Below are 18092 nucleotides of genomic sequence, written 5' to 3' on the forward strand. Positions count from 1 at the left end.
GGGTGCGGAAGTGGTCGTCGCGCCCGGACTGATCAGTCGTGGGAGTGCAGCGGCTTGCCGGCCAGGGCCAGGTGGGCCTCGCCGAGGGCCTCGTTCTGCGTCGGGTGCGCGTGGATGAGCTGCGCGACCTCGGCCGGCAGAGCCTCCCAGTTGTAGATCAGCTGCGCTTCGCCGACCTGCTCGCCCATACGGTCACCGACCATGTGGACGCCGACCACGGCACCGTCCTTGACCTGGACGAGCTTGATCTCGCCCGCGGTCTTGAGGATCTTGCTCTTGCCGTTGCCCGCGAGGTTGTACTTCAGGGCGACGACCTTGTCCGCACCGTAGATCTCCTTGGCCTTGGCCTCGGTGATACCGACGGAGGCGACCTCGGGGTGGCAGTACGTCACCCGCGGCACGCCGTCGTAGTCGATCGGGACGGTCTTGAGACCGGCCAGCCGCTCCGCCACCAGGATGCCCTCGGCGAAGCCGACGTGCGCGAGCTGGAGCGTCGGGACCAGGTCGCCGACCGCGGAGACGGTGGGAACGTTGGTCTGCATGTACTCGTCGACCAGGACGTAGCCGCGGTCCATCGCGACGCCCTGCTCCTCGTAGCCGAGACCGGCCGAGACCGGGCCGCGGCCGATGGCGACCAGCAGCACCTCGGCCTCGAAGGTCTTGCCGTCCGCGAGGGTGACGCGCACACCGGTCTCGGTGTACTCGGCCTTCTCGAAGAAGGTGCCGAGGTTGAACTTGATGCCGCGCTTGCGGAACGCGCGCTCAAGAAGCTTCGAAGAGTTCTCGTCCTCGACCGGGACCAGGTGCTTGAGGCCCTCGATGACGGTGACGTCGGTGCCGAAGGACTTCCACGCCGAGGCGAACTCGACGCCGATGACGCCGCCGCCCAGGATGATCGCGGACTGCGGGACGCGGTCCAGCTTGAGGGCGTGGTCCGAGGAGATGATGCGGTTGCCGTCGATGTCCAGACCCGGCAGCGACTTCGGCACGGAGCCGGTCGCCAGCAGGACGTGGCGGCCCTGGATGCGCTGGCCGTTGACGTCGACGGAGGTGGGGGAGGACAGGCGGCCCTCACCCTCGATGTAGGTCACCTTGCGGGAGGCGACCAGACCCTGCAGGCCCTTGTACAGGCCGGAGATCACGTCGTCCTTGTACTTGTGGACACCGGCGATGTCGATGCCCTCGAACGAGGTCTTGACACCGAACTGCTCGGCCTCGCGAGCCTGGTCGGCGATCTCACCGGCGTGCAGCAGAGCCTTGGTCGGAATGCATCCGTTGTGCAGGCAGGTGCCGCCGAGCTTGTTCTTTTCGATCAGTGCGACGTCCAGGCCCAGCTGAGCTCCGCGCAGCGCCGCAGCGTAACCGCCGCTACCACCGCCGAGGATCACTAGGTCGAAAACGGTGCTGGCGTCGTTCGCCACGTCACGTCCTCCATGCATGTGCGCCGTTCGCCGTCGTCGATGACGGGCGGCGGCTGGTGTTCGGCCGCTTAGTCTTCGGCCCTGTGGTGGGGGCCCTGTCCTGCCGAGAACCCATCTTCGCACTTGTCGGCGGACGGCGGGACGCGGGGCCGGAGCTTGAGATAGTGAGCTTGAACGCGTTGTGCGGATACCGGGGGGCAGGGGGCGCGCCCGACCGTACCGGGCTTCGCGCCGTGTCCTCGAACCCTTCCACGGCTTGGCGGCCCTGGGCGGGGGACCCCCTACGCCCGCCGGACGAAGATGGGGGTCCCCTCCCACGGCCGCCAGGCCGTAGGGGGAGGGTCCGGGGGCAGAGCCCCCGGGCACACACGTCAGCCCAGGTCGCCGTCGGCCGTGCGCTCCGCCAGCTTGACCAGCGTGCGGACCGCCGAGCCGGTGCCGCCCTTGGGCGTGTAGCCGTACGGCGCGCCCTCGTGGAACGCCGGGCCCGCGATGTCCAGGTGCGCCCAGGTGATGCCCTCGCCCACGAACTCCTTCAGGAAGAGGCCGGCCACCAGGCCGCCGCCCATGCGCTCGCCCATGTTGGCGATGTCGGCGGTCGGCGAGTCCATGCCCTTGCGCAGGTCGGCGGGGAGCGGCATCGGCCAGGACGCCTCGCCGACCTCCTCGGCGATCTCGTGGATGGCGGTACGGAAGGCGTCGTCGTTCGCCATGATGCCGAACGTGCGGTTGCCGAGCGCCAGCACCATCGCTCCGGTCAGCGTCGCCACGTCGACGATCGCGTCGGGGTTCTCCTCCGACGCCTTCGTCAGCGCGTCGGCGAGCACCAGGCGGCCCTCGGCGTCGGTGTTGAGCACCTCGACCGTCTTGCCGCTGTACATGCGCAGCACGTCACCGGGGCGGGTGGCCGAGCCGGACGGCATGTTCTCGGCGAGCGCCAGCCAGGCGGTGACGTTGACCTCGAGGCCCAGGCGGGCGGCCGCGACGACGGCGGCGAACACCGCGGCGGCGCCGCTCATGTCGCACTTCATCGTCTCGTTGTGGCCGGCCGGCTTCAGGGAGATGCCGCCCGAGTCGTACGTGATGCCCTTGCCGACCAGGGCCAGGTGCTTGGCGCCCTTGGAGTGCGTGTAGGAGAGCTTCACCAGGCGCGGCGGGTTCTGCGAGCCCTGGCCGACGCCGAGGATGCCGCCGAAGCCGCCCTTGGCCAGCGCCTTCTCGTCGAGCACCTGCACCTTGATGCCGTGCTCCTTGCCGGCCGCGGTGGCGATGGCGGCGAAGGATTCGGGGGTGAGGTCGTTCGGCGGGGTGTTGATCAGGTCGCGGGCGCGGTTGATCTCCTCGGTGAGGGCGATCGCGCGCTCGGCGGCGGCCTTGAACGCCTTGTCGCGCGGCTTCGCGCCGAGCAGTGCCACCTCGGCCAGCGGCTTCTTGCCGTTCTTGCCGTTCTCCTGGTAGGCGGTGAACGCGTACGCGCCCAGCAGCGCGCCCTCGGCGATGGCCTCCGCGTCCTCGACCGCCTCTGTCGGCAGCGCGAAGGCGGCCTTCTTCGTGCCGGTCAGCGCGCGGGCCGCACTGCCGGCCGCACGCCGCAGCGCCTCGGTCTCGTACGCCTCGTCCTGCTCGGGCGCCGCGCCGAGCCCGACCGCCAGGACGACCGGCGACTTGATGCCGGCGGGGGCGGGGAGCTTGGTCACTTCGCCCTCGGCACCACTCGCGCCGAGGGTCTCCAGGACGGCGGCGAGCCTTCCGTCGAACGCCTGGTCCACGGCCTCCGCGCCCGGTGCGACCACCGGGCCCTTGGCCCCCTTGGCGACACCGACGACGACGGCGTCGGCGCGCAGCGTCGCCGCGCCGGCAGTGCTGAGAGTGAGAGCAGTCACGGTGGTGAAATCTCGCTTCCGTTGAGTTCCGAGGCCGCAGCGGCCGTACACGGGGATGGATCGGCATCCCCACGCCGGGGAAGAGCCTACGCGCGGTCGTACGCCTCGCTCACGGCGACGGCGCTTCACTCGTCCGTGGTGTCTCTTTCATCTTTGAGCCAAAGGCCGTGAGAGGTCAGCCACACTCGGGCCGTTCGGGCAAGGGGACGCCGTGTTCCTTTGCATCATCTCCACAGATCCTCCTCGCGACCGACCGTGCCGGGGAGGGCGTGCAAGGGGGGAATCATGGAGTTGCGCGGATCACGCATGGGCAGAGCCGCCGCGGCGGTCGTCGCCGCCGCCTCGCTGGCGACGGCGTTCCCGGCGGCCTCGGCCGCCGCCGCACCGCTGCCCCGGATCGATCTGACCGTCCTCGTCGTCGACGACGGCGGCGGCGCGGTCGACGCGATCGTCTCGGAACTGCAGAGCACGGGGGTGCCGTACCGGAAGGTCGACCTGACCGACCCCGGCCGGCCCGTCGTGGACGCCGCGTTCCTGAGCGACACCCTCGACGGCCGGCCGCGCGCGAAGTACCAGGGCGTGGTCGTCCCGGACGAGGACCCGTTCGGCGCGGACACGGCCCGCGGGGCGGCCGAGAACGCGGCGCTTTTCGCGTACGAGAAGACGTTCGGGATTCGTCAGGTCGACGCCTACACCTGGTCGCATCCGGGGGTCGGCCTGGAGTACGTGGACGCCGGCGGATACGCGGGCGCCCTCGACGGCGCCCCGAGCGCCCTCACCGCGGCCGGCCGCTCCGGCCCCTTCCGCTACCTCGACGGGCCCGTCGCCTTCGAGGACAACTCGCCGACGGTGATGGAGAGTTACGGCTATGCCGGCCGGCCGCGGGAAGGTTTCACCAGCTACCTGGACACGCCCGTCGGCGACGGAACCGCGCGCGGCAGCCTCATCGGCGAGTACGCCCGCGACGGACGCCGCGAGCTGGTGGTGACCTTCGCCTACAACCGGCACCAGCGGCAGTTCCGGGTCCTGGCCCGCGGCATCGTCGAATGGCTCACCCAGGGCGTCCACCTCGGGCAGAGCCGTCAGTACTTCTCCGTGCACGTCGACGACGTCTTCGCGCCCGACGCCCGCTGGGACACCGACCGCAACTGCACCCCCGGCGACTTCGACTGCACCGGCGCCGCCGAGGAGACCGCCCCCATCCGTATGACCGCGGACGACGCCGCGTACGCCGCGGCCTGGCAGCGCACCGCCGGCTTCACGCTCGACATGGTGCACAACGCGGGCGCGGGCGAGGAGTGGAGGGCCGAGCACGCAGGCAGCGATCCGCTCACCGACCGGCTCCTCGCCGACAAGGCGCAGTACCGCTGGATCAACCACACCTACACCCACCCCTTCCTCGGCTGTGTCCAGGACGTGTCCGTCGTGCCGTGGCAGTGCGCGAAGGACGCCGCGGGCAACACGCGCTGGACCAGCCGCGCCGAGATCTCCGCGCAGATCCGCGACAACCACGACTGGGCCGTGCGCAAGGGCCTCGCCGTCGACCGCGCCGAGCTCGTCACCGGCGAGCACTCCGGTCTCAGGACGCTGCCGCAGCAGCCGGCGGACAACCCGAACCTCGCGGGCGCCCTCGCCGACAACGGCGTCACATGGATCGCGAGCGACAACTCCCGGGAACCGCAGCAGCGTCCCGTGGGCTCAGCCCGGACCGTTCCGCGCCACCCGATGAACGTGTACTACAACGTGGGCACCGCGGCCGAGATGACGGACGAGTACAACTGGATCTACACCTCGGCGGCCGACGGGGGCAGCAGCGTCTGCGCGACCGACCCGGCCTCCACCTGCCTGCCCGAGCCGCTCGACACCGCCACCGGCTACGCGTCGTACATCGTGCCGCAGGAGGCCCGCACCGCGCTGGGCCACGTCGTCGCCAACGACCCCCGCCCGCACTACGTCCACCAGTCCAACCTCGCGGAGGAACGTCTCCTCTACCCGGTGCTCGACAAGGTGCTCGCCGACTATCGCGCCCTGTTCGCGCAGAACACCCCACTTGTCAACCCGCGCCAGCGGGACACCGGCACCGAGCTCGCGCGGCGCGCCGCCTGGAGCAGGGCGCTCGCGCAGGGCAGGGTCACCGCGTACCGCATCGGCGGCACCGTGACCGTCAAGGCGCCGTCGGGCGTGGCCGCACCCGTCACCGCGCCGGACGGCACCCGCAAGCAACTCCTGTTGACCACCACGGCGTTCGGCACCGCCTACGCCGGGGCGCGGTCCGACTGGACCACGCCCGCACCGCTCCAGTCGGCGATCACGCTGAGGCTCCCGTCCTGAGCCGCTGAGCCCTCGACGTATCGACCGCTCGCCGACCGCTGTCCTGGGGGGACGAACCATGCTGAGCTGTGGCCGCCATGTCACCATGCTCACCGAAGGCACCTATCCGCACGTCCACGGGGGCGTGTCCACCTGGTGCGACCAGCTCGTACGCGGCATGCCGGAGGTCGACTTCCAGGTCGTCGCCCTCACCGGCAGCGGGCGCGAGCCGGTCGCCTGGGAACTGCCGCCGAACGTCTACCGGCACACCTCCTTCCCGCTGTGGGGCCCAGAGCCCGCCCCCCGGCGGCTCCCACGGCGGGAACGCCGCCGCTTCCTCGACATCTACGAACGCTTCCTGCTGTCGCTGCTCGACCCGGCCGCCGGCTGCGACTTCGGCGCGGCGCTGGACGAACTCACCGGCTACGCACGCGACGGCCGGCTGACGGCGGCGCTGCGCTCCGAGTCCGTGCTGCGCTCCCTGATGTGGATATGGACGATGCCGCACCTGGAGATCTCCGCGGCCAGGCCCACCGTGCACGACGCGCTCACCGCCACCGACCTGCTGGAGCACGCCCTGCGCCCGCTGGCGGCGCGGATACCCGACGACGCGGTCGCGCACGCCGTCAGCGCCGGGCTCGCCACGCTCCCGGCACTCGCCGCCCAGCACGTCGACGGCGTGCCCTTCCTGCTCACCGAGCACGGCATCTACCTGCGCGAGCGCTACCTCGGCTACCGCGCCCAGGCGCAGCGCGCGCCCGTGAAGACGCTGATGCTGAGCTTCTACCGGGAGCTGAACTCGCTCGGCTACCGGCGGGCGGACCTGATCACCCCCTGCAACCGGTACAACCGGCGCTGGGAGGAGCGGGGCGGCGCGCCCGCGGAGCGCATCCGCACCGTCTACAACGGCGTCGACCCGCACGCCTTCCCCGACGCCGGGCCCGAACCGGACGTGCCCACCCTCTCCTGGGCCGGCCGGATCGACCCCATCAAGGACCTGGAGACGCTGATCCGCGCGTACGCGATGGTGCGCGCCGAACTGCCCGCCGTACGGCTGCGCTTGTTCGGCGGCGTGCCCGCGGGCGGGGAGGCGTACCGCGTCCGGCTGGAGAAGCTCGCGGCCGAACTGGGCGTCGTGGACGGGATCGCGTGGGAGGGCCGGGTCCGCGATGTGGCGCGCGCGTACGCGGCGGGCAGCGTGGTGCTGCTCTCCTCGATCAGCGAGGGGTTCCCCTTCTCGCTCATCGAGGCGATGTCCTGCGGGCGGGCGACCGTGTCCACGGACGTGGGCGGCGTGCGGGAGGCGGTCGGGGACACCGGCCTCGTGGTGCCCCCGCGCGAACCGGCGTTGATGGCCGAGGCGACGCTCGGCCTGCTGCGGGACGCCGGGCGGCGCGCGGAGCTGGGGCGGCGGGCCCGGCAGCGGGTCGTCGACCGGTTCACGCTGACGCGGTCGGTCGACGGCTTCCGCCGCATCTACCGCGAACTGGCCGGCTTCCCGGAACCCGTGGCGCAGCCTCGGTACGCCGAGGCGGTGGCCGGGTGAGCGGTCCCCTGTGGCAGGGGCCGGGGCCGCGGGTCGACGCCCTGCCCGTCCTGCCGCGGCAGCGCGGCGGGACGGCGGCCGACCCGGTGGACGCGCTCGCGGAGCGGCTGCACGACGTGGTCGCCGCGGCCGTGCACCCCGACGAGATCGCGGCGGTGCTCGAGTCCGACGGCATGACGGACGACCACATCCGGCTCACCTACGGCCGCCCGGACTCCTTCACGCTGGCGGAGGAGCTGTACGCCAAGGTTCCCCGCGCCCACCCCGAGCCTCCCGGACCGCCCGCCGACCCCTGGCAGGTGGGCCTGCTCGGCTGCCTGCTGCGCGGTCTCGTGTTCGCGCTGCCCGGCCTCGCCCACGTCCTGGCCGCGCCGCTCCTCGCGGGAGCGGCCCTGGCGCCGCTGCTCGCGGGCGCGCTGACGGGCTGGACGTGGAACCAGGCGCTGTCCCACCGGGCCTACGCGTGGCTCGGCCTCGGCGACCGGGCCTCGGCCGTCCGCTGCCTGCGCGCCGGCGCCCCGGCGGGGGCCGTGCTCGGCACGGCGGCGGCGCTGCTGTGCACCGGAGCGGGCCAGTGGCCGTCCGCGGTGTTCGCCGCGGTCCAGTCGCTCTACCTGGCGGCGGCGACGCCCCTGCTGGTCCTGGACCGCGAACGGGCCCTGCTGTGCTGCCTGTCGCCCCTCCCGGCGGGTACGGTCCTGGTCCTGCTCCACGAAGCGATACCGCTGTGGGCGCGCACGGGCCTGCTGCTGGCGTCGCTGACGGCGGCCCTGGCGACGGCGACGGCGGTGCTGCGCCCGGCGGCCGGGGCGGGCACGCGTCTGCGCGGAGTGCTCGGGCGCGTCCGGCGCGGGCCAGGACGGCGGGACGCGCGCCCCCCGGCGGGGCAACGGCCGTACGGGGATGCGGGGCCGGCCGCCGGTGACGGCGGCACGGCCGGGGCGCGGTCCGCGTTCGGCACGCGCCCGGCCACCGGCACGGTGACGCGGCTTCCGGGCGGGAGGCCACGCGGGGCGCTGCGCGGTTTCCGGCACGGGTGGCCCACCCGCCGGGCCGGTGCGGAAGGAGGCCGTCCCCGTCCTGTCGCCGTGGTGGCGGGCAGGCTGTGCTCGATCGCCGGTCGGGCGCCCGTCTCCGAGCGCGCGGGGGACGGCGGAACGGCGGGCGTGCGGCCCGTGTCCGCCGCCGGCGCGCGCCCGGCTCCCGCCGGGGTGCCGCGGGCTTCGGGCGCAGGGCGCCTCTGCCTGCTGAGAGCGGCCCGCAGGAGGCGACCGCCGCTCGCCGCGCCGCGGCTGGTCGCGTCCGTGCCGCACGGGCTGTCCGGGCTCGGCGTCGGAGCCCTCGTCCTGTACACGGCCCTCGGTGACGTCCTCGGCGGGCTGACCGGCGCCGCCGTCGCCGCGCCGTCCGCCGTCGCGCTCACCCTCAGCATGGGGCCCGCCGAGTGGCTGCTGCACCGCTTCCGCAGCGAGACCCTCGCCGGGCTGCGGGCCAGCACCACGGCCCGCGCCTTCTGGCGCGCCGCCGCCGCCGTGCTCGCCGAGTGCCTCGCCGGCTACCTCGCCGTCCTGTTCGCGCTCGCGCTCGCCGGGACCCTGCTGTGGCCCGGCGCCCCGGCGCTCGGCGGCGTACGGCTCGCGACGCTGCTCCTCATCGGCACGGTGCTGTGGACCGGGCTGCTGCTCCAGTCGTTCGGGGCGGTCACCGTCGCGGCCGGCGTGTGCTGCGCGGCGGCGCTCGTCCAGACCGCGGCGCTCGTCACCGGCACGGGCAGCCCCCGGGCGGCGGGGCTCGCCGTCGCGGCGACGGCGGCGGCCGTCCTCGCCGGACTCGTCTGCGCCCTTCTGGGCCGGGCCACGGCACACCGCGTATGAGCGGACTCCTCGTCCCGTACTACGAGCACCCCGCCGACCGCCCCGCCGCCTGGGACGCCGTCGTCGCGGCCGCGCCCCGCCTCTACGGGGTCGTCCTCAACCCGGCCAGCGGCCCGGGCGCCGCACCCGACGCCGAGTTCGCCGCGGTCGCGGCCCGGCTGCGGGACGCCGGGGTGCGGGTCGTGGGCTACGTGGACACCGACTACGGCCGCCGCCCGCACGCCGCCGTCCTCGCCGACCTCCTGCGTCACCGCGACTGGTACGCCACGGACGGCGTCTTCCTCGACCAGGTCGCCTCCGGCCCGGAGGCCCTGCCCCACTACGGTCGCATCGCCGTCGCCGCCCGCGCTGCGGGCGCCACGACCGTCGTCCTCAACCACGGCGTCCACCCCGACCCCGCCTACGCCGAACTGGCCGACCTGCTCGTCACGTTCGAGGGCCCCTGGGACGCCTACCGCACGGCGGGCGTCCCGTCCTGGACGTCCACGCACCCGCCGGAGCGGTTCTGCCATCTGGTCTACGCGGCCCCGCCCGACGCCCGCGCGGGCGCGGCGATCCACTGCGTCGTCCCGGGCACGGGCGCCCATCCGTGGGGCACGCTCCCGCACGCGCTGGCGCCCTGCGCCTACCGGCCGAGCGGGTGACCCAGCGTCAGTACGATCAGAGCGGCCGTCGCCGCCGTTTCCGCCAGGGCGCCGAACACGTCGCCCGTCACCCCGCCGAAGCGGCGCACGCAGTGCCGCAGCAGCACCTGCGCCGCGGCCAGGGCCGCGAGGACCGCGAGCGCCGCGTGCGGGGCGCCGTACGGGCCGGTCAGCGCGCCCGCGCCCGCCGCGCACCCCGTCACCAGCACCGCCACCGCGAACGCGAGGCGCGCGGGGACGGACTCCGCGACCGCCGCGCCGAGGCCCTCCGGGCGCGCCGCCGGGACGCCCGTGCGGGACGCGAGGGTCAGGGCCAGGCGGGCCGTGACCGCCGACAGGGCCGCCGCGCCCGCCCCGAGCGCCCAGCTCTGCGCGTACAGCGCGCTCAGCGCCGCGACCTGCGCCAGCAGCACGAAGAGCAGTGTGATCACGCCGAACGGGCCGACGTCCGACTGCTTCATGATCCGCAGCGCGTCCTCGGCGGGCTTCCCGCTGCCCAGGCCGTCCGCCGTGTCGGCCAGCCCGTCCAGGTGCAGTCCGCGCGTGAGCACGGCCGGTACCGCGGCCGTGGCGACCGCGGCGAGCAGCGGCCCCGAGCCGAGCAGGAGCAGGACGCCGCCGAGCGCCGCGGCGCCCAGGCCCACGACCAGGCCGGCGAGCGGCGCGCACAGCATTCCGGTGCGTGCGGCGTCGCGGTCCCAGCGGGTCACCCGCACGGGGAGCACGGTCAGCGTGCCGAAGGCGAAACGCACGCCATGCAGAGCAGTCACCGCGCGAGGGTAGCCCGACGCCTGAGAAGCTGAATCGCCTATAACGCGCAAACCGGAAGGGGGTGGCATGGGTCACTGGTTCTACAACAACTTCGTCGAGCCGGGAAAGCTCCCGATGCTGCTCGCGCTGGCCTCGTTCGTCATCACGTTCCTCGTCACGCGCACGGTGACCCGGATGATCCGCGCGGGTCGCGGGCCCTTCAAGAACGTGGCTCCGGGCGGCATGCACATCCATCACGTCGTGCCCGGCGTCATCCTCGCCGTGGTCGGCGGGTTCGTGTCCCTCGGCGGCGACCGGCGCAGCGTCACCGCCTGCGTCGGCGCCGTCATCTTCGGGGTGGGCGTGGGGCTCGTGCTCGACGAGTTCGCGCTGATCCTCCACCTCGACGACGTCTACTGGACCGAACAGGGCCGCCAGAGCGTCGAGGTCGTCGTGCTCGCCGCGGCCCTCGCCCTCCTCGTGCTCGCCGGTTCGTCGCCCCTCGGTGTCAACGAACTCACGCCCGACGAACGGCAGAACCGCGCCTCGCTGATCCTCACCCTGGTCGGCAACTTCCTCCTGGTCATCGTCACCCTCTTCAAGGGCAAGCTGCGGATGGCCATGATCGGCGTCCTCGTCCCCTTCGTCGCCGTCGTCGGTGCGGTACGGCTCGCCCGGCCCGGCTCACCGTGGGCCCGCCGCGTCTATCGCCGCCGGCCCCGCGCCCGCGCCAGGTCCGTGCTGCGCGCCACCCGCCACGACCGGCGCTGGGGCGGACTGCGCCGGCGGTTTCAGGACCTGATCGGCGGCGCGCCCGACCGGCTGCCGACCCGCAGACACTGACGGCGCCGCCGCAGCAGCGCGTCCGCCCCGCACACCACCAGCACCGCACCGATCGCCGCCAGGTGCTCCTTGCCCGCCAGGTTCGGCTTGACGATCACTTCTACGATCATCGCCACGACGACCAGACCCGCCGTGAGCCATGCCCCGTAGCGGTAGCAGACGAACACCGCGAGCCCGACCACCGCCGCCGACGGCCCCGTGTCCACGATCCGCGCGTCCGAGGCCGGCAGCCCGAACGCCCCGTCCGGGCCCACCGCGACACCGATCCGCGCGTACGTCGTCCCGGCCAGCGTCGACACGTACGCGACGACCAGCGTGCGCCACCGCCCCAGAGTCAGCTCCGCGATGCCGAACACCAGCAGGATCTGCGCCAGCGCACCCCACACGGGCAGGTCCAGCGCCGGCACGAACAGCGACAGCGGTGTACGCAGCAGGGCGAGCCACAGCGGGTCCTCCGCCCGGACGAAGCCGACGTCGTGGGCCAGCCGCAGCCCCCCGGGCCGGTGCTGGAGCACGTAGAAGAAGGCGGTGAGCCCGACGGAGACGAGGGTGAGCGCGATCGCCCGCCACCGCCCCCGGACGAGTGCGGCACGGACCGTCGCGTACAGCGCGCCCCACTCACGGCGCGCGAACGCGGCAACGGACGCCGTGCTCACCGGCCGCTCTCCGGACGGCGGCGGTGCAGCCTGCTCCAGACTTCGCCCGGCCCCAGCGGTCCCGGGGCCTTCAGGAACCCCTCGGCGCGTGCGGCTGCGACGCCGATGCGCAGCAGGTCGGCGCTCTTCTCGAAGAGCATGAATCGCGGCTCCCAGATCGGTCGGTACTTGGCGTTGGCCCGGTAGAGGGACTCGATCTGCCACCAGCGGGAGAAGAAGCCGAGCAGCGAACGCCACAGCCTCAGCACCGGTCCCGCACCGAGCTTCGAGCCCCGTTCGAAGACCGACCTGAACATCGCGAAGTTGAGCGACACGTGAGTGATCCCGATCTCTTCGGCGCGCTGGAGGAGTTCGATGACCATGAACTCCGTCAGTCCGTTCTCCGCCTCGCGGTCGCGCCGCATGAGATCCAGTGACAGCCCCTTCGGCCCCCAGGGCACGAAGCTCAGCAGCGCCTTGAGCTCGCCCTCGCCGTCCGTGCACTCGAGCATCACGCAGCGCCCGTCCGCCGGGTCGCCGAGCCGCCCCAGCGCCATCGAGAATCCGCGTTCGGTGGCGCCGTCGCGCCACTCGTCGGCACGCCGCAGCAGCTCGCGCATCTCCGGCTCGGGGATGTCCTCGTGGCGGCGGATCCGCACCCGGTACCCGGCGCGGCGGACCCGGTTGTAGGCCTGGCGCACGGAGCGCATCGCCCGGCCCTCCAGCATGGTGCGCTTTCCCGGGAGCTGACCCCCGGACCCCCAGTCGGCCGTTTCGACGATCGCCTCGTCGCCGAGTTCGAGGGCGTCCATGCCGTGCCGGGCGTACACGGTGCCCGCTTCCTCGCCCGCTCCCATCACCGCCGGGATCCAGCCGTGCTCGCGGGCCTCGGCCAGCCAGGGCTCGATCGCGCCGGGCCACGCCTCCGGGTCGCCGATCGGGTTGTCCGACGCGAGCGAGACCCCGCCCACCACGCGGTACGCCACGGCCGCCTTGCCGGTCGGCGACCACACGACGCTCTTCTCGCGGCGCAGCGCGAAGTAGTCGAGCGAAGCGAGATGGGGGTACCCCCGGCCGAAGGCTGAGGGAGAGTCCCGCTCGCCGTGCCGCTCCAGCAGGGCGCGCAGTCTCGCCTCGTCGTCCTCGGTGAGCGGGTCGACGGCCCGGCGCGAACGGAACGCCGCGTACAGCACGGCGAGAAGCAGCAGCGTGGCCATGACGTTGATGACGACGTCCACCCAGCCGGGCGTGGTGATCTGGGGGAAGCGGTCCTCGTCGACGGCGATGGACACGAGCCGCATCGCGCCGTAGCGCCAGCGCTCCAGGAAGGTCGAGCTCTGGGGGGAGGTGTTGGTGACGGTGACGAGACCGGTGGCGAGCAGGGAGGTCACCAGCAGTCCGCCGACGGCGACGGCTGTGGCCAGCTTCGGGTTGGAGCGGTCGCCCTTCGCGTAGAACTCGCGGCGGCCGAGCAGCAGCGCGGCCATGAAGGCGGCGCTGAGTGAGAGGGAGATCCAGTTCTGGGCGTGCTGCCGGATCTCGGGGAAGGTCATCGCGACGGCGAACAGCAGCAGGAACACCCCGACGAGGACGAGGTTCAGGATCCACGCGGCCCGTTTGCGGCGCCGCATGGTGATGGCCAGGAAGAGGGTGAACAGGCCCGAGGCGAAGCCCGCGGTGAGCAGGTAGGGGGTGAAGTAGTTGTCGGTGTTGTGGCGGCGCAGGTCCTGGCCGAAGGCCACCCACACGGCACTCAGGAAGTTGAGGAACGCCACGACCCGCAGGTACCAGACGGCGCATGCCGCGCTGCGCCGTGTGCGTGCGGTACTGCGCCTGGACTCTTCACCGGACGAACGGACTTCTCCCATGAAACGGGATCATATGGGGCATTGCGGGGCATGCGGGGTCGTGCTGCGGCCGCCGTCCTGCCGGCGGCCGCGTCCGCCGGTCCGTCAGTCCGTCCCGCTCGTGTCGTCGTCGCCGTCCGCCGCGCCCGTCCCGGGCTCCCGCTCGGGGAGCTCCGCCGCGAAGGCGGCGGCCGCCTGGACCAGGGGGAAAGCGAGCAGTGCTCCCGTTCCCTCGCCGACGGTGACGCCGTGGTCGAGCAGCGGGGTGAGCGCCAGCCGGTCCAGTGCCTTCGCCTGCGCCGGCTCGCCGCTGAGCTGACCCGCGAGCCACCAGTCCGGCGAACGGAACGCCGCGCGCTGGCCCACGAGAGCGCACGCCGCCGCCACGACACCGTCCAGGACGACCGGCATCCGGCGCACCGCGCACTGCAGGAGAAAACCGGTCATCGCGGCCAGGTCGGCGCCGCCGACGGTCGCGAGCAGCTCCAGCTGGTCGCCCAGCACCGGCCGCGCCCGGCGCAGCGCGTCGCGGATCGCCGCGCACTTGCGCATCCAGGCCAGGTCGTCGATCCCGGCCCCGCCGCGACCGGTGACGACGGACGCGTCCGTGCCGCACAGCGCGGCGATCAGGGTGGCGGCGGCCGTGGTGCCGCCGACGCTGAGGTCGCCGAGGACGACGAGGTCCGTGCCGGAGTCGGCCTCCTCGTCGGCGATCGCCATGCCGAGGCGTACGGCCTGCTCGGCCTCCTCGGCGGTCAGCGCGTCCTCGATGTCGATACGTCCGCTGCCGCGCCGCACCCGGTGCTTCACGACGTCCTCGGGCAGCAGCCCGGGATCGCAGTCCAGTCCGGCGTCGACGATCCGCACGGGCACGCCGGAGTGGCGGGCCAGCACGGCGACGGGGCTCACGCCCTCCAGCACGGCCCGTACCAGCTCGTGCGCGGTACCCGACTCCCGCCCGGACACGCCCAGTTCGGCGACGCCGTGGTCGCCGGCGAACAGCACGACGCGCGGCTGCTCGATGGCCCTGACGGGGACGGCGGCCTGCGCGGCCGCGAGCCACTCACCCAGCTCGTCGAGCCGCCCCAGCGAACCGGGCGGCACGACCAGCCGCTCCCGCCGTTCCTCGGCGTCGCGCCGGATGCCGCTGTCGGGGCGCTCGATCAGGTCGGAGAAGTCGTCGAGATTCAGCCTGCTCATTCGCCGAACAGTACCGTTTCCCCACCCCACCCCACCCCGCCCCTTCCCGTACCGGGGGCGCTGCCCCCGGACCCGCCCCCTACGCCCTGCGGGCGTGGGGGGACCCCCAGCGCCTCAAGCGCCGGCGGGGCTGGATTTGCCTGCGGCAAATCAGCCCGTCCGGCGTCTGAGGACACGGCCGAAGGCCGTACGGGTCCGGGCGGAGCCCGGTACGGGAAGGGGCGGGGTGGGGAAAGGCGCCCCTCGCCGCAGCGGCGCACACGCCGGCCCGCCCGGCGTCCGGGGCGGAGCCCCGGCAGGGCTCAGCCCCGCAGGGGCAGCACCTGCCCCGCGACCACCAGCAGCACATGCTCGCACTCCTCGGCGAACGCCGCGTTCAGGCGGCCCAGTTCGTCGCGGAACCGGCGGCCCGACGGCGTCGCCGGGACCACGCCCGAGCCGACCTCGTTCGTGACCGCCACCACCGTCCGGCTCGTCTCCCGCACCGCGGCCACGAGTTCGGCCGTCCGCGCGCGCAACGTCCGCTCGCCGTGCGCCGCCCACTGCGCGTCGTCCCACGCCTCCGCCCGGTCCATCGCGTCGGTGAGCCACAGCGACAGACAGTCGATCAGCAGCGGCGGCCCGTCCTCCCCGAGGAGCGGCGCCAGGTCGCACGTCTCGGTCGTACGCCACGAACCCGGCCGCCGCTCGCGGTGCGCGGCCACCCGCGCCGCCCACTCGGCGTCACCGTCGCGGCGCCCGCCGGTCGCGACGTAGAGCACGTCCGGGAAAGCCTCCAGCCGCCGCTCCGCCTCCAGCGACTTGCCCGAACGGGCCCCGCCGGTCACCAGCGTGCGCCGGGGCACGTCCGGGACCGCGTGGTACTCGCCGACGATCAGGGTCGTCCCGTCCGGCACCGCCCGCGCCCCCGCGGCCGCCAGCCGCCGCTCCAGCTCGGGACCGCCGGGCACGTCGTGGTCCAGATGGACGGCGATCACGTCGGTCGTGGAGCCGATTGCCCCCGCGGCCCGCAGCCGCGCCACCGCGTCGGGCCGCCCCACGACGTCCGCGACGACCATCTCGTACGCCGCGAGCCCCTCGGCCAGACCGGCCGACGCCGCGCCCGGCGGCAGGTACAGGAGCCGCTCGCCCTCCGGCGACGTCACCTCGTATCCGGTGCCGGGATGGTCCACCGGCACCGCCCGCACCCGGTGACCGCTGATCAGCGTCAGCTCCCGCCCGTCCGGGACCCGGCCGGCCGCCGGCAGCCCGGCCGGGAGGTCGACGGCGGGCCCGTCGTGCGGATGGGTCAGCAGCACCTGGCGTACGCCGACGAGCGAATGCCCCGCCCGTGCCGCCGCCAGCGCGGCGCCGGGCGTGAGGTCGAGCAGCAGTGCGCCGTCCACGAGCAGGGCGGTGGCGGCCCGTGCCTCGGTGCCGCGAGCGGTCGCGCAGACGGCACAGGGGCAGTCGGGACGGGGGAGTCCGGCGGGCGCGCCGGTGCCGAGCAGAGTCAGTTCCACGTCCCTGATCCTCCCGCGTCCCCCCGGCGGGTGCGCGCCCGGCTACGCTGCGGGCAGCAAACCGATCAGCTGCCAGGACCCGGAGGCGCACATGGCATGGACGTGGCGGTTCGAGAAGTCCGACGGTACGGAGGTGCAGCCGGCCGTGGAGCCGGAGGAGTTCACCACCCAGGGCGACGCCGAGTCGTGGGTCGGTGAGCACTGGAAGGAGCTCCAGGAGGGCGGAGCGGACCAGGTGGTGCTGTCGGAGGACGGGTCGAAGATCTACGGCCCGATGAGCCTCCACGCGTCGTAGCCCCGTAGCGGACGGCGCACCGGGCCCCGCCGAGGGCGTGGCCCGGCACGCACGTGTCGGCCGTCGCGCGGCCTCCGGGCGGGCCCGACGTCAGATCTCGCCCAGCGTGACCTCCGCCGTGCGCTGCGACCCGCCCCGTTCGTACGTCACCGTCACCTCGGCGCCCGGCTGCTGCGAGGCCAGCGCCTCCGCCAGCGACGTGATGGTCGTGATCTCCTCGTTCCCGAGCTTGGTGATGACGTCGCCGGCCCGCAGCCCCGCCTGCTCCGCGGCGCCGCCCGCCACGACCTCGACCACCGCCACACCGGCCGGCGTGTAGTCGTCGTCGAGGACCGTACGGCCCGTGATGCCGAGCGCGGCCCGGCCCGAGTCCGTGACCCGGCCCGTCCTGATGATCTGGTCGGCCACCGTGCGCACCGTCGAGACCGGGATGGCGAAGCCGATGCCGGGCGCCTGGCCCTCGCCCAGCGCGGGATCCGTCGCGGCGAGCGTGGGGATGCCGATGACCTCGCTCTCCATGTTGACCAGCGCGCCCCCGCTGTTGCCCGGGTTGATCGCGGCCGAGGTCTGCACCATGTTGGCGATCGTCGCCCCGATCCCGCCGTCCCGGGTGGTCTCGCTCACCGTCCGGCCGACCCCCGAGACGATGCCCTGGGTGACGCTGCTGGACAGACCCAGCGGCGAGCCCATGGCCAGCACGATGTGCCCGACCTGGACCGTGGAGGAGTCGCCGAACTTCGCCGCCTTCAGTCCGTCGGGCACGGACTGAAGGCGGATGACCGCGAGATCCTGTTCCGGGTACGAGAAGACCAGCCGCGCTGTCGCCGGCGCCTCGCCCGTCGCCAGCGTCACCCGGAACGACCGGGCATCGCCCACCACATGCGCGTTCGTGACGATGTGCCCCTTGCCGTCGTAGACGACCCCGGAGCCGAGACTCTCACCCGCCTCGATCTGCACGACCGACGGGAGCACGTTCCTGATCACGGCCAGATAGTCGTCCTCCAGCTCGTTCGCGGCCGTCGGAGCCATGGCGTGCGCCGTATCCCGGGCCGACGGCGCGGACGGCTGCGGCGGTGACGCCTGCGAGCAGCCGCCGACGAGCACGGCCACGCAGAGCACGACCACGCAGAGCACGGCCGTGGCGGGCAGCCGAAGGCGGCGTGGCGGACGGCGGTGCGGGGATGCGCTCATGCCCGGAGTATCCCTTTTGCCACTCCGGGGGTGCCCGCCGGGAGCCGCCGATCAGGGGCGTCGGCCACGGCGCTCAGGCCCGCGGCGCGCAGGGCCGAGGCACCCGCGGCGTACGGCCTGCGGGGCTCGAGGGCCCGCGGGCCCCGCTGGA

14 protein-coding genes are annotated in these 18092 nt (G+C 73.8%); 6 read left to right on the forward strand and 8 right to left on the reverse strand.

Features of this window, described 5'->3' with window-relative positions; all coding sequences use genetic code 11:
* Positions 1–32 precede the first annotated feature (32 nt).
* Entirely contained in the window at positions 33–1421 is a 1389-nt protein-coding gene (gene lpdA / locus QFZ82_RS28525) for a dihydrolipoyl dehydrogenase (RefSeq protein ID WP_307715876.1), read from the reverse strand.
* 371 nt (positions 1422–1792) lie between these two features.
* Positions 1793–3304 (reverse strand): leucyl aminopeptidase, encoded by a 1512-nt coding sequence (locus QFZ82_RS28530; protein ID WP_307715877.1) that lies wholly within the window; start codon positions 3302–3304, stop codon positions 1793–1795.
* 306 nt (positions 3305–3610) lie between these two features.
* Here QFZ82_RS28530 and QFZ82_RS28535 point away from each other — a divergent pair, with 306 nt between their 5' ends.
* From QFZ82_RS28535 to QFZ82_RS28550, 4 genes are read left to right on the forward strand one after another with little or no spacing between them, the layout of a single operon-like run.
* Positions 3611–5635, forward strand: a complete 2025-nt coding sequence (locus QFZ82_RS28535; protein WP_307715878.1) for a hypothetical protein — start codon at positions 3611–3613, stop codon at positions 5633–5635.
* Positions 5636–5693: 58 nt separating this feature from the next.
* Entirely contained in the window at positions 5694–7160 is a 1467-nt protein-coding gene (gene pelF / locus QFZ82_RS28540) for a GT4 family glycosyltransferase PelF (protein ID WP_307715879.1), read from the forward strand.
* A complete protein-coding gene (locus tag QFZ82_RS28545) occupies positions 7157–9034 on the forward strand; it encodes a hypothetical protein (RefSeq protein WP_307715880.1) in 1878 nt (625 codons plus the stop codon). The genes pelF and QFZ82_RS28545 overlap by 4 nt, the downstream gene beginning before the upstream one ends.
* Positions 9031–9678 carry a spherulation-specific family 4 protein gene (locus QFZ82_RS28550; protein ID WP_307715881.1) on the forward strand — a complete coding sequence of 216 codons (648 nt, stop codon included), beginning with the start codon at positions 9031–9033 and terminating at the stop codon, positions 9676–9678. The genes QFZ82_RS28545 and QFZ82_RS28550 overlap by 4 nt, the downstream gene beginning before the upstream one ends.
* On the opposite strand, the gene QFZ82_RS28555 is transcribed toward QFZ82_RS28550, so the two are convergent.
* Entirely contained in the window at positions 9660–10448 is a 789-nt protein-coding gene (locus tag QFZ82_RS28555) for an adenosylcobinamide-GDP ribazoletransferase (protein WP_307715882.1), read from the reverse strand. The two genes, QFZ82_RS28550 and QFZ82_RS28555, sit on opposite strands and share 19 nt — an antisense overlap.
* Before the next feature lie 67 nt (positions 10449–10515).
* On the opposite strand from QFZ82_RS28555, the gene QFZ82_RS28560 reads away from it, so the two are divergent.
* Positions 10516–11271 carry a hypothetical protein gene (locus tag QFZ82_RS28560; RefSeq protein ID WP_307715883.1) on the forward strand — a complete coding sequence of 252 codons (756 nt, stop codon included), beginning with the start codon at positions 10516–10518 and terminating at the stop codon, positions 11269–11271.
* On the opposite strand, the gene QFZ82_RS28565 is transcribed toward QFZ82_RS28560, so the two are convergent.
* From QFZ82_RS28565 to QFZ82_RS28580, 4 genes are all read right to left on the reverse strand, one after another.
* Positions 11220–11927, reverse strand: coding sequence for a hypothetical protein (locus QFZ82_RS28565; protein ID WP_307715884.1), 708 nt, complete (start codon positions 11925–11927; stop codon positions 11220–11222). The two genes, QFZ82_RS28560 and QFZ82_RS28565, sit on opposite strands and share 52 nt — an antisense overlap.
* Entirely contained in the window at positions 11924–13774 is a 1851-nt protein-coding gene (locus QFZ82_RS28570) for a phosphatidylglycerol lysyltransferase domain-containing protein (RefSeq protein WP_307715885.1), read from the reverse strand. The genes QFZ82_RS28565 and QFZ82_RS28570 overlap by 4 nt, the downstream gene beginning before the upstream one ends.
* Positions 13775–13858: 84 nt before the next feature.
* A complete protein-coding gene (gene cobT, locus QFZ82_RS28575; protein ID WP_307715886.1) occupies positions 13859–14953 on the reverse strand; it encodes a nicotinate-nucleotide--dimethylbenzimidazole phosphoribosyltransferase in 1095 nt (364 codons plus the stop codon).
* 302 nt (positions 14954–15255) lie between these two features.
* Positions 15256–16455, reverse strand: coding sequence for a bifunctional adenosylcobinamide kinase/adenosylcobinamide-phosphate guanylyltransferase (locus tag QFZ82_RS28580; RefSeq protein WP_307715887.1), 1200 nt, complete (start codon positions 16453–16455; stop codon positions 15256–15258).
* Positions 16456–16546: 91 nt separating this feature from the next.
* Here QFZ82_RS28580 and QFZ82_RS28585 point away from each other — a divergent pair, with 91 nt between their 5' ends.
* A complete protein-coding gene (locus QFZ82_RS28585) occupies positions 16547–16750 on the forward strand; it encodes a hypothetical protein (RefSeq protein ID WP_307715888.1) in 204 nt (67 codons plus the stop codon).
* 90 nt (positions 16751–16840) lie between these two features.
* Here QFZ82_RS28585 and QFZ82_RS28590 read toward each other — a convergent pair whose 3' ends face one another.
* Positions 16841–17941 carry a S1C family serine protease gene (locus tag QFZ82_RS28590; RefSeq protein ID WP_307715889.1) on the reverse strand — a complete coding sequence of 367 codons (1101 nt, stop codon included), beginning with the start codon at positions 17939–17941 and terminating at the stop codon, positions 16841–16843.
* Positions 17942–18092 lie beyond the last annotated feature (151 nt).

It is taken from the genome of Streptomyces sp. V4I23 (assembly GCF_030817975.1).
GTDB lineage: Bacteria > Actinomycetota > Actinomycetes > Streptomycetales > Streptomycetaceae > Streptomyces.